Source organism: Cytobacillus sp. FSL H8-0458 (assembly GCF_038002165.1).
In the GTDB taxonomy this organism is placed as follows: Bacteria; Bacillota; Bacilli; order Bacillales; family Cytobacillaceae; genus Cytobacillus.
In genome coordinates, this window is record NZ_JBBOBR010000001.1 from 1,487,669 (window position 1) to 1,501,286 (window position 13,618).

At 45.0% G+C, this 13,618-nt stretch carries 14 protein-coding genes and 1 riboswitch; of the genes, 13 read left to right on the forward strand and 1 reads right to left on the reverse strand.

The features are described from left to right. Positions 1–20: 20 nt before the first annotated feature. Complete coding sequence (locus NYE23_RS07095) at positions 21–707, reverse strand: hypothetical protein (protein WP_341076592.1); 687 nt, start codon at positions 705–707, stop codon at positions 21–23. Positions 708–1,381: 674 nt separating this feature from the next. Further along, a riboswitch (cobalamin riboswitch) is annotated at positions 1,382–1,558 on the forward strand. 232 nt (positions 1,559–1,790) lie between these two features. On the opposite strand from NYE23_RS07095, the gene cobJ reads away from it, so the two are divergent. The 13 genes from cobJ to NYE23_RS07160 are packed head-to-tail and all read left to right on the forward strand — an operon-like array spanning position 1,791 to position 13,586. Beyond that, entirely contained in the window at positions 1,791–3,413 is a 1,623-nt protein-coding gene (cobJ, locus tag NYE23_RS07100; RefSeq protein ID WP_341076593.1) for a precorrin-3B C(17)-methyltransferase, read from the forward strand. 9 nt (positions 3,414–3,422) lie between these two features. Beyond that, a complete protein-coding gene (gene cobK / locus NYE23_RS07105; RefSeq protein WP_341076596.1) occupies positions 3,423–4,193 on the forward strand; it encodes a precorrin-6A reductase in 771 nt (256 codons plus the stop codon). Then, on the forward strand, positions 4,181–4,855 hold the full coding sequence (locus tag NYE23_RS07110; RefSeq protein ID WP_341076598.1) for a precorrin-8X methylmutase: 675 nt from the start codon (positions 4,181–4,183) through the stop codon (positions 4,853–4,855). Before cobK ends, NYE23_RS07110 begins: the two co-directional genes overlap by 13 nt. Beyond that, positions 4,830–5,966: a cobalt-precorrin-5B (C(1))-methyltransferase gene (locus NYE23_RS07115; protein ID WP_341080629.1), complete on the forward strand. Its 1,137-nt coding sequence runs from the start codon at positions 4,830–4,832 to the stop codon at positions 5,964–5,966. The genes NYE23_RS07110 and NYE23_RS07115 overlap by 26 nt, the downstream gene beginning before the upstream one ends. Further along, complete coding sequence (gene cbiE, locus NYE23_RS07120) at positions 5,941–7,134, forward strand: precorrin-6y C5,15-methyltransferase (decarboxylating) subunit CbiE (protein WP_341080630.1); 1,194 nt, start codon at positions 5,941–5,943, stop codon at positions 7,132–7,134. Before NYE23_RS07115 ends, cbiE begins: the two co-directional genes overlap by 26 nt. Then, entirely contained in the window at positions 7,135–7,839 is a 705-nt protein-coding gene (cobI, locus tag NYE23_RS07125) for a precorrin-2 C(20)-methyltransferase (protein ID WP_341076600.1), read from the forward strand. Next, the gene (gene cobM, locus NYE23_RS07130; RefSeq protein ID WP_341076602.1) at positions 7,836–8,618 is read left to right on the forward strand and encodes a precorrin-4 C(11)-methyltransferase; all 783 of its coding nucleotides are present in this window, start codon (positions 7,836–7,838) and stop codon (positions 8,616–8,618) included. Before cobI ends, cobM begins: the two co-directional genes overlap by 4 nt. Continuing rightward, the gene (locus tag NYE23_RS07135; protein WP_341076603.1) at positions 8,611–9,747 is read left to right on the forward strand and encodes a cobalt-precorrin 5A hydrolase; all 1,137 of its coding nucleotides are present in this window, start codon (positions 8,611–8,613) and stop codon (positions 9,745–9,747) included. Before cobM ends, NYE23_RS07135 begins: the two co-directional genes overlap by 8 nt. Beyond that, complete coding sequence (locus NYE23_RS07140) at positions 9,744–11,129, forward strand: cobyrinate a,c-diamide synthase (protein ID WP_341076604.1); 1,386 nt, start codon at positions 9,744–9,746, stop codon at positions 11,127–11,129. The genes NYE23_RS07135 and NYE23_RS07140 overlap by 4 nt, the downstream gene beginning before the upstream one ends. After that, positions 11,098–11,727, forward strand: a complete 630-nt coding sequence (locus tag NYE23_RS07145; protein WP_341076607.1) for a precorrin-2 dehydrogenase/sirohydrochlorin ferrochelatase family protein — start codon at positions 11,098–11,100, stop codon at positions 11,725–11,727. The genes NYE23_RS07140 and NYE23_RS07145 overlap by 32 nt, the downstream gene beginning before the upstream one ends. Beyond that, a complete protein-coding gene (cobA, locus tag NYE23_RS07150; protein WP_341076608.1) occupies positions 11,724–12,485 on the forward strand; it encodes a uroporphyrinogen-III C-methyltransferase in 762 nt (253 codons plus the stop codon). Before NYE23_RS07145 ends, cobA begins: the two co-directional genes overlap by 4 nt. Then, positions 12,479–13,033: a nitroreductase family protein gene (locus NYE23_RS07155; RefSeq protein WP_341076610.1), complete on the forward strand. Its 555-nt coding sequence runs from the start codon at positions 12,479–12,481 to the stop codon at positions 13,031–13,033. The genes cobA and NYE23_RS07155 overlap by 7 nt, the downstream gene beginning before the upstream one ends. A 13-nt stretch (positions 13,034–13,046) precedes the next feature. Beyond that, the gene (locus tag NYE23_RS07160; protein WP_341076612.1) at positions 13,047–13,586 is read left to right on the forward strand and encodes a cob(I)yrinic acid a,c-diamide adenosyltransferase; all 540 of its coding nucleotides are present in this window, start codon (positions 13,047–13,049) and stop codon (positions 13,584–13,586) included. The last annotated feature ends 32 nt before the right edge of the window (positions 13,587–13,618 follow it).

Here is a 13,618-nt window from a genome sequence, read left to right on the forward strand (position 1 = left end):
CTCATCCATTATTTATTTATTTATTGGATGATTCCATTATATACAATGCCTCCGCGGAGGTTAATGATTTTTAACCTGTTTGTGTCTTTAACGTAAATACTTTTGAATTGTGGTTGTCCCTGGTTATCTTTTAAAAGGATGACACGTTTGTGATTATTGTTCTCCACGACTTGTGTATTGAAGTCTTCTACATTAACGAAATTGACAAGTGTAGAGTATTCTTTTAACCCTTCAAGACCTTGTTCTATAGTGCCCTTATCCTGGCTATCTTCTTCAATAGTTTCATTGACACTGTCTTCGTTTTCAGTCCCGTTGTCTACTGAGTCAACATTTTCTTCCGCATCACCAATAATTTGACTGAATATCAATCCGCCTTTTAGGTCAATCACTTGCAATCGGTTTGTGTCTTTAATAAAGACGCTTTTGAACTGCAGCTTAGCGCTGTCATCTTTTAAGAAAATAATACGTTTATGATTATTGTTTTCCACGACTTGTGCATTGAAGTCTTCAGCATCAACTATATCATCAAGTATGTCGTATTCAGGAAAATTTTGAATGTCTTCTGTCAGGATTTTATATTTTTGATAATTTGCTGCATCATTTTTCCCTGGTACCTGTGTCGTGTCAGCATTTGCATGAACTGCGTAACCAATGCCAAAGCTTGTTAGAAGTAGTGTGCTTGCTGTTGTGAGTACGAATGTTTTCATGTGTTTTCTCTCCTTTATTTTAAGTTGCTTTTATTTCAAATTGAGCAATTACGTCCCAATATGAATAATATTTAACCGGATCAGAAAAAGAAAAAACATGAACTTTTCCCAGATAATGCTTATATTATTTAATGTTTTTTCAAGTACATAAATCATTCTAGGTACTTATTATTGAAATGTAAAGGTACAAATGGTTGAAGTAAAATCTGGTTAGAATTGCTTATTTATAAATAAAAAAATATTTAAAATTGGTGTTTGATCATATTTTTAACGGTTTTCTTCAACATTTTTTCTCTATTATTTTCACCAGTCAAGATCGAATGAAACAAATGAGGGTGTTTTAACTGGAAGTCGGATAGACGAAAAATACCAAGGTGAAAAAAGTTTTTTCGGGGAGCCATCCAATGATATTACCTACACTAATGAAAATGCTCATATCAATGTTCTGCATGGAAAAAGATATTGCCTGGAAAAAATAATAGAGGTAACGTGCTGCTGAACATACCTCCAAGCTTGCTAGAGGAGATTCACTTTAAAACAAAAAATGGCGACATTGATGCTGATCATATTTCTAAAGTATCATCAAAGATAAAGCCATTAAAACTGTATTTAAAAAATTATGAAAAAAATAATATGTCAAAATTGGTCATTATATGTTATATTAGTAAAAAATTAATATATCAATTTAAATAAGTGCTCACTTTGTGAGGTAAAAGGGAAACCAGTGAAAGTCTGGTACAGCCCCCGCTACTGTAAGAGCTGATGAAATTACAATGCCACTGAGAAATCGGGAAGGTGTAAGAGTAAGAAGAAGCTTAAGTCAGGAAACCTGCTTATTTAAACGACACTTGCTTTTCGGAGGGAGAAGTATAGGCGGGACAATTTTGATCAATTGTTTTTGGGTTTCAGTATGCTTATTTTTATACTGTCATTTCATATGCCTGTATTCCTTTGAAAAGGAGTGCAGGCATTTTTTATTTGGCAAAAAGCATTGAACTTTGAGAATGATCTGGCGCGGGACGCCTGTCGAGCAGCACGGCAGCAGGCTAGGCGCATGTTCTTTTATTAATTGGAGGTAAGCCTATGAAAAAGGGGAAAATCTTTGTTGTCGGCTTTGGCCCGGGTGATCGTGAGCATATAACCAAACGGGCTGTGGATGCGCTGCAGCAGAGTGATTGCATTATTGGCTACAAAACTTACGTAGATCTGATCATGCCATTCGTTACAGCAAGTTCTATTGTCAGTACTGGGATGACTGAGGAGGTATCCCGTGCGCAGGATGCAGTGAAAAGAGCGGAAGCTGGCCATATTGTATCCGTGATATCGAGCGGTGACTCGGGTGTATACGGCATGGCTGGCTTAGTGTATGAAGTGCTGATCGAAATGGGCTGGACGGAAGAAGAAGGAATCGAAGTGGAAATTGTTCCGGGCATCTCTGCGATTAATTCATGTGCGAGTTTACTGGGTGCACCTGTCATGCATGATTCCTGCACCATTAGTCTGAGTGATCATTTAACACCCTGGACGGTGATCGAGAAGCGCATTGAAGCAGCCGGGATGGCGGATTTTGTCATCGCTTTATATAACCCGAAAAGCGGCAGAAGGACACGACAGATTGTCGAGGCACAAAGGATTCTATTAAAATATCGTTCTCCTGAAACGCCTGTGGGGCTGGTGAAAAGTGCTTACCGCGAGAATCAGAATGTCATTCTGACTACACTGGCGGAAATGCTTGATCACGATATAGGCATGCTGACAACAGTTGTGATCGGGAATTCTTCCACTTTCTTTTATGACAATAAAATCATTACGCCTCGCGGATATCAGAGAAAGTATACGCTTGGTGATGAGAAGCAAAGCTTAAAGCCGCATCAGCGTTTAAAAAAGGAAGCGGAGCCATGGGCATTAAATCAGGAAACCGGGGAAGCACAGGCCGGCTACGAGCAGATCCAGAGAAAAAAACAGGAAACCAGCTCACTGGATATGGCTTTTAAGGCATTATCGCTGGTGACTAAATCCGAGATAGACCAAACACATTTAGTGCAGCAGCCAATCGAAGATATATTTGAATTTGCGGTTTCGCCTGGTGTTGCCAATAAATTTATTACAGCTGACCAAATGCGCGTATTGGCAGAAGCTGTTGGCGAGAAGGGCACCATGGAATATACACCGGATCACCGATTTTTAATCAAAATTCCAACCGGACGGCCTCAGTCGATTGTGGAAAAACTCGAACAGCACGATCTGACTGTCATGCCAGTGGGCGATGTGCTAAATGTAAAAGCGTGCGATTTTTGCTACGGGGAGAAGGCAGAATCCATTCCATATGCAGAGGAAATTGCAGCTGAACTGGGTGGCTTAAAGCTTCCAAAGGAACTGCATATTGGCTTTAATGGCTGCGGTATGGCCTGTTATCGGGCGGTATTTGATGATATCGGCATCGTTTACCGCAAGAAGAAGTTTGATCTATTTATCGGGGCAAAGCCGGTTGGCCGTACAGCCCATGCTGCACAGCCTGTAGCAGAAGGAATGGAGCCCGACCAGCTTCTGCCGTTATTGAAGGACATTATTGAAGAATACAAAGAAAATGCGCATCCAAATGAACGGCTTTTTAAATATTTTAAGCGAGTGAAAAAAATTCAGTATTTTACCTATCAGGATATGAGCTCCAAGATCGAAGTCGAGCCGGCACCATGCGGGGATTAGGGGGATCTTATGATTCTATTTTTAGCAGGCACAAGTGATGCTAGAGCATTAGCCGTTCAATTGAAAAATCAAGGTTATCCCTTACTGGCAACCGTTGTCACAGAATCGGCAGCTGACAGTTTGAAAGCTGAAGGCATTTCTTATAAAGTGGGACGGCTGTCAGAAAATGACATGATTGGACTAATTCAGATGCAAGAGATGACCACTGTGATTGATGCCAGTCATCCCTATGCGGACGAAGCGTCAAAAACGGCCATGGCAGCAGCCAAAGCATGCAGCATTCCTTACATACGTTACGAAAGGCCAAATGAACAGTTTACCTCACCGCTCATAACTGAAGCCGAAAGTTATGAGGAAGCAGCAAAATTGGCTCAATCACATAAAGGGACAATCATGCTGACAACTGGCAGCAAAACGCTGGAAATCTTCACAAAATATTTGATGCGTGATGAGATCCGGCTTGTATGCAGGATGCTGCCAAACATGGGAAACATGGAAAAATGCCATAAGCTTGGCATTAAACAAAAGGACATTATTGCGATCCAGGGACCATTTTCCGAATCATTAAACAAAGCTCTTTGTGAGCAGTATGAAGTGACCCTGATGATTACTAAAGAAAGCGGCAAAGTGGGATCGGTGGATGAAAAAATGACCGCTGCCCTGGAATTGGGGATTCCTGTTATTTTAATCAAGCGGCCGCAGCTTGTATATGAAAACTTCTGCACTTCTTTTAAAGAAGTGACTCAAAGATTGGGAGGGCTTTATACATGGCAAACATGAACTTTAATACGACATTTGTACCGGTAACGGTAGATCCGGATAAAATTTATGACCACAGCTTCGCGATTATTAAAGAGGAGATGGGCGAGCATCCATTTACAGACGAGCAATGGCTGGTGGTACGGCGTGTCATCCATGCCTCGGCAGATTTCGAGCTGGGCAGAAGCATGATTTTTACTCCAGATGCCATTGAAGCAGGGGTTCAATCCATTTTAGCGGGCCGTCATGTCGTGGCAGATGTACAGATGATTGAAAGCGGGTCAGGACGCAAGCGATTCCAGAAGCATGGCGGGGACCTGCATTGTTATATTGCGGATGAAGACGTTTCAAAGGAAGCGAAGGCTCAAGGAACAACACGTGCGATTATTTCCATGCAAAAAGCAACAAGTCTGCATGAAGGAGGAATCTATGCAATCGGCAATGCGCCAACCGCGCTGCTGGAATTGATTCGTTTAGTGAAAGAAGGGCTCGCAAAACCAGACTTAATTATTGGCATGCCAGTTGGCTTTGTATCAGCGGCAGAGTCAAAAGCCGAGCTGGCCGTGCTGGAAGGGATCCCATTTATTACAAATGCAGGGAGAAAGGGTGGCAGTACAGTGACGGTCGCTGCGCTGAATGCCATTTCGATTATGGCGGATGAACGGGCAAAAGCAGCGAAATAAAAAAGATCCATCCCAAATGCGGCACGGCTATACAACAGGTGCATGTGCCGCAGCCATGACAAAGGCAGCACTGCAGGCACTTGTGACCGGAGAGGTGCCAAATGAAGTTACGATTTATCTGCCGGTTGGCCAGTATGCCACTTTTAAAGTGACGGCTTTTGATAGGTCAGATGGCCGGGTCATGTGCGAAACGATCAAAGATGCAGGGGACGACCCGGACGCCACACATCAGGCACGAATTCAAAGTACAGTCACATATGCCGAAAAAGAAGGTATCCATTTAGATGGCGGAATCGGTGTGGGACGAGTCACGAAAGCAGGGCTGCCAGTAGCGGTGGGGCAGGCAGCGATCAACCCTGTGCCGCGTAAAATGATTCATGGTGTTGTCCAGGAAGCAATGGATAAATATAAAGTAAATCGGGGCATTGAAGTGGTCATTTCGGTACCGGATGGTGTAGAAATAGCTGAAAAAACATTGAATAGCCGATTAGGGATTATAGGAGGCATCTCGATTTTAGGTACACGGGGAACCGTGGTGCCATTTTCCAGCTCCGCCTATATGGCCAGTATCGCTCAGGCAATCAATGTAGCAAAAGAAGCAGGATGTGAGCATTTAGTCATTACAACAGGCGGCCGCAGTGAAAAATTTGCCATGAAGCAGTATCCGCATTTGCCTGAAGAAGCTTTTATCGAAATGGGCGACTTTGTCGGTTTTACTTTAAAGAATATGGCAAGGAAGAAGATTCCCAAAGTCTCTCTTGTAGGGATGATGGGGAAATTCTCAAAGGTTGCACAGGGCGTTATGATGGTGCACTCGAAAAGTGCACCAGTCAGTTTCGAGTTTTTAGCAGGTATGGCCAATAAAGTGGGAGTCAGTGAGGAAATTCAGCAGGACATATTACAGGCAAATACGGCTTCACAGGTTGGTGAAATCCTTCATGGAAATGAAGCATTCTTTGAAGCGCTTTGCCGAAATTGCTGCTATTATGCACTGAATCATATGAACGAAAAGACCAGAGTATCGACAACTCTGTATGCCATGAACGGAAGCTGTTTAGGAAAGGCTGAGAATATTGACAAATTGGATGAAGATGATTGGTATCGGGGATAATGGCGCAGAAGGATTGCTCCCCCCATACATAGACTGGATTCATGAATGTGATGTCCTGGTCGGCGGGGAGCGTCATTTGCAATTTTTCCCGGAATTTACTGGAGAGAAAAAAGTAATCAAAGGCGGCTTGTCGGCGTTAACAGCTGATTTGCAGCAGGAAACACGCAATACGGTTATTTTGGTGTCGGGTGATCCTCTGTTTTATGGGCTCGGCAGTGTATTGGCAAAAAAGCTTCCATTGGAAATTTATCCTTATACAAGCTCTGTTCAGCTCGCTTTTTCCAAAATGCAGGAAAGCTGGCAGGATGCGTATATTGTCAGCCTGCACGGCCGTTCTATTCAAGGCTTTGCCCAAAGAATCGACGGACGGAAAAAGATTGCTATTTTAACAGATGAAAAAAATTCTCCGCAGGCCATCGCCAAGTATTTAAAGAAGTTCGGCATGACGGAGTATGATGCCTTTGTTGCTGAAAATATGCAGGGGGAAGATGAGCGCTGCCGCTTTTTCACCTTGGACGAAATGGAGCAATCGTCTTTTTTACCATTGAATGTGGTGATTTTAAAGCAGCGTGAGGCAGTGGAGCGTGCCTCATTGGGAATTTCGGATGATAGCTTCGTACAGAGAAAGCCGGATAAAGGTTTAATTACGAAAAAGGAGATCAGGACTCTTTGTATACAGGAGTTGGAGCTAAAAGAAAACAGCATCGTCTGGGATATTGGAACCTGCACAGGCTCCGTTGCGATTGAAGCAGCGAAAATAGCCCGGGAAGGTGCCGTGTATGCGATTGAAAAGAATGAGGGAGATCTGGAAAACTGCCTGGAAAATCAATTAAAACATCGGACAGATTTCACGGCCGTCCTTGGAAAGGCGCCTGAGAGGCTGGATGAATTTCCTGATCCGCATGCGATTTTTATTGGCGGAAATGGCGGCAATATGGAGCTTTTATTAGAGGCTTGCCTTTCACGGCTGCAGCCAAATGGCCGGCTCGTTATGAATATTGCCACAATCGAAAATCTCGCAGAAGCGATGCAGCATTTGAAAAATCTGGGCTGCGAAGTATCCATATTGCAGGCACAGATTTCAAAAAGTAAGCCAATCCTGCATTTAACACGCTTCGAACCGTTAAATCCCATTTTTATTGTGACTGCAAAGAAAGGAAAGAACTAAATGAGAATCGGAACTTTATATGGATTAGGAGTCGGGCCGGGAGATCCGGAATTAATTACGGTAAAAGCATTCCGCAAATTGCAGGAAAGCCCGGTCATAGCTTATCCCAAAAAATTAAGAGGCAGTAAATCCTACGCCCATCGCATTGTAGACATGTATATAAATCCCGAAGAAAAAGAGATGCTCGGTTTAGTTTTTCCAATGACAAAAGATGAAGAGACACTAAGGGCTGAGTGGACAAAATCCGCTGAAACCATTTATGGCTTTCTTTCTCAGGGTAAAGATGTCGCATTCGTGACGGAAGGGGATCCGATGCTGTTCAGCACATTTATCCATTTAATGAAGCTGATGCAGACAATGCATCCTGATGTTCCGATTGAAACGGTAGCTGGCATCTCATCCTTTAATGGTTCTGTTAATCGCTTAGGAATTGCCCTGGCTGATGGCGACGACCATGTCGCGATGATTCCGGCAACCGAGAATATGAAGGAAATGCGGCGGGTGATTGAAACTCATGATGCGATTGTCTTCATTAAAGTAGCGAAAGTATTGGACGATATGCTGAATCTATTGGAGGAAATGGATTTATTGGACAAAACACATGTTGTAACAAAAGTTACATCTGACGAAGAGGTCATATGGAATGTCCATGAGCTCCGGGGAGCTGAATTAAATTACTTGTCATGTATGGTGGTGCGCAAATGAAAAAGATTTGGATTATCGGAGCAGGTCCTGGAGATCCTGATTTAATTACGGTAAAAGGCTTAAAGCTTTTAAAAGATGCAGATGTTGTAATGTATACCGACTCTCTTGTCAGCGAGACATTAGTGGCGGAAGCCAAGGAGTCGGCAGAGATTATCCGCACAGCCGGGATGCATCTTGAAGAGATGGTGGATTGCATCGTCGAGCGTGTCCATGCCGGCAAAACAGTTGTACGTTTACATACAGGCGACCCGGCCATGTACGGGGCAACGATGGAGCAAGTGGCACTATTGAAACAGCACGATATAAGCTGTGAAGTTGTACCGGGCGTCAGTTCTGTTTTTGCCTCCGCAGCTGCAGTAGGGGCAGAGCTGACGATTCCGGATTTAACGCAAACGCTTATATTAACGAGGGCTGAAGGGCGGACACCAGTGCCGGAGCGTGAAAAATTACAGACATTGGCCAGCCATCACTGTACAATCGCGATGTTTCTAAGTGCAACCTTGACAAAGAAAATCACAAAAGAATTGCAGGCAGCAGGCTGGGCAGACAATACACCCGTTGCGGTTGTGCAGCGTGCTTCATGGCCGGATCAGAAAATTGTCCGCACTACACTGTCTGAGCTGGACGAAGCGATGCGTGTCAACGGCATCCGCAAGCATGCAATGATTCTGGCAGGCTGGGCATTGGACCCGCATATTCATGAAAAAGAATACCGCTCGAAGCTATATGACAAAACGTTCACACATGGCTTCCGCAAAGGTGTGACGGCGAATGATTAATTTGCGCGAAGGTGAAATGCCCGTAATCGAAAAGCGCAAACCCTATGCGCTTGTGGCCATTACAAAGCATGGGGTGGCGCATGCAAGAAGCTATGCGGAAACATTCCCGTATGCAGACCTGTATTATATGAAAAAATTCGAACAGGGCGATGAAGAGGCGCGGCAAATTCAGTTATTTGATGGCACAGTCCGCCTATTATTGCCCGCTTTATTCCAGCAGTATAAAGGGATTATCTGCATCATTTCCCTTGGTGCTGTCGTCCGCATGATTGCCCCGCTTTTGATTGATAAAAAGACAGACCCTGCCGTGCTGGTGGTTGATGATAAAGGCCAGTATGTTGTCAGCGTTTTATCCGGCCATATTGGCGGCGCCAATGCTTTAACACAAGAATTTGCCCATGCGATTGGGGCGGCACCCGTTGTGACCACCGCATCAGATGTTCAAAAAACCATTCCCGTCGATTTATTTGGAGCCCAATATGGGTGGATGTGGGATAGTGAAGAAAAATTAACCCCTGTCAGCGCATCGGTTGTCAATGAAGAGCATGTGGCGATCGTGCAGGAAACCGGTGAGAAAAATTGGTGGATGTACGACCGGAAAATGCCGGACAATCTAAAAATTTATCAATCTATAGAGGAAGCAATTAAGGCGAAGCCCCAAGCGGCATTGCTTATTACAGATCGCATCATGGAACCGCATGAAGAGGTTCTGCTCGACAACGGAGTCTTGTATCGGCCGAAATCAATTGTTCTCGGTATTGGCTGCAACCGCGGAACCTCAATGGCTGAGCTTGAAGGAGTCATCGATGAAACATTGGCGGAAATGAAATTGAGCAAAAAAAGTGTGAAAGCCGTTGCGTCTATAAATCTAAAGAAAAACGAAGCTGGCCTGCTGGAATTAACAGCTAAATATAACTGGCCGTTTGTTACATACACACCTGAGGAGCTGAATGAGATTCCGATGCAGAATCCGTCGGACACCGTCTTTAAATATACCGGCGCGTACGGTGTCAGTGAGCCGGCGTCCATGAGATATGCGAATGCGAAGGAATTGCTGCTGGAAAAAAAGAAAAGCGGCAATGTGACCATCAGCATAACGCGCGTCAACTTTGAGGAGGGAAGAGGATGAATCGATTTGTTCTGGCCGGAACTGGAAGCGGTGTCGGAAAAACAACCTTCACAATCGGCATTATGCGTGCGCTGATGAAGCGCGGGTTAACCGTACAGGGCTTTAAATGCGGTCCTGATTACATTGACCCAACGTATCATACAGCTGTCACCAACCGCCCTTCCCGAAATATTGATAGTTTCATGATGTCCCATGATACCGTACGTGCCATTATCGCAAGAGCAAGCCGCGATACTGACGTATCAGTTATTGAGGGAGTAATGGGCTTTTATGACGGCAAATCACCATTATCCAATGAAGGATCTGCTGCCCATATTAGCGGGATTACAAAAAGTCCCGTCATTCTAATAGTCAATGCGGCAAGTATGGCAAGAAGTGCGGCGGCGATAGTCAAAGGTTTTCAAATGCTTGATGAAAGCTCCCATATTGTTGGGGTCCTTGCCAATCAATTAGGAAGCAAAAGTCATTTTGAAATTGTTAAATCAGCGATTGAACAAGAATGCGGAATTCCTGTCATTGGCTATCTCTCAAAAGGAGCTGTAGGTAAGATGCCAAGCCGTCATCTGGGCTTGGTGCCGGCCATTGAACGCGGTGATTTAGATTCCTATTTTGAAAGTCTGGCAGAAGCGATTGAAGAAACAGTCGATATTGATCAGCTTCTGGAACTAACGAAAGCACAAGTCCTGGAGGTTTCCTCTTCGATTTTTGATGCACAGCCAGAAAGGCAGGAAGTACATATTGCGGTTGCCAGAGATGCGGCCTTTAACTTTTACTATGAAGAAAACTTAGAATTGCTGCGTGCCCATGGTGCCACATTGCATTTCTTCTCTCCACTCAACAATGAGGAAGTTCCTGAAAGAGCACAGGGGCTTTATATCGGCGGCGGCTTCCCGGAAGAGTTTGCTGAAGCTTTGGCAAATAATGAGGCAGCCAAGCTATCTATAAAATCAGCGCTGGAACGGGGGCTGCCGACATTGGCAGAATGCGGCGGCTTTATGTATTTAACAGAAGAAATCGTGGATCGAAAAGGACAGGCATTCCCAATGATCGGTGTGATTCCGGGCAGGGTCAGGATGCAGGATAAATTGGCTGCACTCGGGTATCGGGAAATTACAGGTGTTCCTGGCAACTTCCTGATGAATGAAGGAGAGCAGGCAAAAGGGCATGAATTCCATTACTCGGTATTCGAAGGGAATCATTCTTCACCGGCCTATTTCAGCAAGGGCCGTTTCCGCTCTCAGAAGGAGGGCTATTTAACTGATAATCTTGCAGCCGGCTATACACACTTTCATTTTGCATCGAATCCACAGCTTGTGAAAAATTGGCTGGCAGCTTGTTTGGAGGCAGAACATGAATTATTTCCCGTTATTAATGAATCTTGACTATAAAAAGGTGGTCATTGTCGGGGGTGGACATGTGGCACGCCAGAAGGCAGAAGCACTCCTGCCAACGAAAGCGAAAGTTACTGTGATCAGCCCGGAGGTTAATGAAAAATTACAGCAGTATATCCATGAAGGACTGGTGATATGGAAAGAAAAATCCTTCGAACCGGCTGATTTAGATGATGCAGCACTGATATTCGCTGTCACAAACGACGAAGAAGTCAACAACGCAGTGGAAGAAGCAGCCCAGCATTGGCAGCTGCTTAGCCGTGCAGATGCAAAGGGCCGTGTTGATTTCATTAATCCCGCAGTTGTCCGCCGCGGTGAATTCGTCTTGACCGTATCTACATCTGGCGCAAGCCCGGGTCTGACCCGCAAAGTGAAGTCAGAATTAGCAGAGCAATATGGAGAGCAATACGCCCAGTATGTACGTTTTTTAAAGGAAGCCCGTCAGCGAATCTTAGAGAAGTTTACCGGGGATGAGAAAAAGCAGCTATTGGCAGAGCTTTTGGAACCTCAACTATTGGAGTGGATGGAGCAGGGCAATGTTCAGAAGTGTGAAGATTGGCTGCAGCAGCGGATAGGAGAAAAGCAATGAGCGGATTTGTCTATATTGTTGGAGCTGGCCCAGGTGACCCCAAACTGCTCACCATTCGCGGATTGGAGTGCATCCAGCAGGCTGATGTGATTTTATATGACCGTCTGGTGAATAGAGAGTTATTAACACATGCAAAAGCGGATGCAGAGCTGATTTATTGCGGGAAAGAGCCGGGCAGGCATGGCTTGATTCAGGATGAAATCCATCGGGTGCTGGTGGATCAGGCAAACCTGGGCAGGCAGGTACTGCGCTTAAAGGGCGGTGACCCTTTTGTATTTGGAAGAGGTGCAGAAGAAGCGGCAATCTTGCGGGAAGCAGGTATTCCCTTTGAAATTGTGCCTGGTATAACCGCCGGGATTGCTGCGCCTGCTTATGCCGGGATTCCTGTGACACACCGTGATCATGCGGCAAGTTTTGCGATTGTGACAGGCCATGGCCGCGCTGAAAAGGAGCAGGATTTTCTAAAGTGGTCTGCGCTTGCTCAAATTGACACGGTCGCCTTTTATATGAGCATTGGCAATATTGCTCACATTACGACAAGCTTAATAGCCAATGGCAAAAGCCGAACAACCCCTGCCGCTGTAATTGAATGGGGCACAACCTCCAACCAGCGGACGATTACAGGAACGCTCGAAAATATTGCAGAGGATATCCAGGTTCATGGCATCTCGAATCCATCGATGATTTTGGTTGGAGATGTGGTTGGAATACGGGATCAAATTGCCTGGTTTATAGAAAAGGAGCATGAATTATGTTAGAAGCCTTGAAAAAACGCCGTGCGATTCGAAACTTTGAATCGCGCGAAGTAGAACGGGACAAAATCGAAACATTACTAGCAGCAGCCACATATGCACCAAATGACCGCATGCGTGAGCCGTGGCATTTCTATGTATTGCAGGGAGAAAGTTTAAAGCACTACGAGCAGGTGGCACTTGATTACCTGCAAAAACGCTTTCCGGTGAAGCCGCATTTAGTGAAAAGCTCCATGAAAGCCATCACGAACACACCCCTGATCATCGTCGTGACATCCGCCATTGTTGAAGGCGATGAAGGGGCGACAAAAGATAATGTCTTTGCCGTAAGCAGTGCCATCATGTCCATGTGGCTGATGGCCGAACAGCTGGGATTAGGCATGGTATGGCGAACAAGAGGCGTTGGCTTGGTGCATGATACCGCACTGCATGATTTTATCGGTGCATCCGGCCAGGAGCAATTAGTGGGGACGCTATGCATCGGCTACCCGGCAGAAGAAATTGCTTCCGAGAAAAAGCGTACACCATTTGCTGAAAAGACAACTTGGCTGTAAGGAGGAATGGTTTATGGCACAAAAAGGGATGCTGCTGGTTTATACAGGCAATGGCAAAGGAAAAACAACCGCCTCGCTTGGTGTCGCATTAAGGGCAATTGGCCGGGGCATGAAGGTGAAATACTTTCAATTTATTAAATCACCGGAACGTACATATGGTGAACAGCTGGCGCTCAGGAAACTGGGTGTTGAAACCGTGCAGCTGGGAATCGGGTTTACATGGACGAAAACACCGGATGAACACCGTGAAGCACTTGCAAAAGCCTGGCAGACGGTAAAAGAAGAATTAAAAGATGAAACAACAGATGTATTGGTGCTGGACGAACTGAATAATGCCCTGGCTATCACACGGTTTCCAATTGACGATGTGCTGCCATTAGCTGAGGTGTTAGACGCCATTCAAAACCGTCCAAAAAAAATGCATCTAGTCATCACAGGGCGTTCTGCACATCCAGCCATTCTTGATATAGCCGATTTAGTGTCTACCATCGATGCCACTAAACATTATTATGCCGAACAGGATGTTAAAGCCATGAAGGGGCTGGAGTTTTAAGCAGCCTGCCCAAGTATTTAGTACCCTGTATC

Coding starts and splice junctions, on each gene's coding strand:
- NYE23_RS07115 (WP_341080629.1), top strand. CDS start 4,830: ATGAACGGGCAAAAGCAGCGAAATAAAAAAGATCCATCCCAAATGCGG.
- NYE23_RS07160 (WP_341076612.1), top strand. CDS start 13,047: ATGGCACAAAAAGGGATGCTGCTGGTTTATACAGGCAATGGCAAAGGA.
- cobA (WP_341076608.1), top strand. CDS start 11,724: ATGAGCGGATTTGTCTATATTGTTGGAGCTGGCCCAGGTGACCCCAAA.
- cbiE (WP_341080630.1), top strand. CDS start 5,941: ATGAAGATGATTGGTATCGGGGATAATGGCGCAGAAGGATTGCTCCCC.
- cobI (WP_341076600.1), top strand. CDS start 7,135: ATGAGAATCGGAACTTTATATGGATTAGGAGTCGGGCCGGGAGATCCG.
- NYE23_RS07135 (WP_341076603.1), top strand. CDS start 8,611: ATGATTAATTTGCGCGAAGGTGAAATGCCCGTAATCGAAAAGCGCAAA.
- cobK (WP_341076596.1), top strand. CDS start 3,423: ATGATTCTATTTTTAGCAGGCACAAGTGATGCTAGAGCATTAGCCGTT.
- NYE23_RS07095 (WP_341076592.1), bottom strand. CDS start 707: ATGAAAACATTCGTACTCACAACAGCAAGCACACTACTTCTAACAAGC.
- NYE23_RS07140 (WP_341076604.1), top strand. CDS start 9,744: ATGAATCGATTTGTTCTGGCCGGAACTGGAAGCGGTGTCGGAAAAACA.
- NYE23_RS07155 (WP_341076610.1), top strand. CDS start 12,479: ATGTTAGAAGCCTTGAAAAAACGCCGTGCGATTCGAAACTTTGAATCG.
- cobM (WP_341076602.1), top strand. CDS start 7,836: ATGAAAAAGATTTGGATTATCGGAGCAGGTCCTGGAGATCCTGATTTA.
- cobJ (WP_341076593.1), top strand. CDS start 1,791: ATGAAAAAGGGGAAAATCTTTGTTGTCGGCTTTGGCCCGGGTGATCGT.
- NYE23_RS07110 (WP_341076598.1), top strand. CDS start 4,181: ATGGCAAACATGAACTTTAATACGACATTTGTACCGGTAACGGTAGAT.
- NYE23_RS07145 (WP_341076607.1), top strand. CDS start 11,098: ATGAATTATTTCCCGTTATTAATGAATCTTGACTATAAAAAGGTGGTC.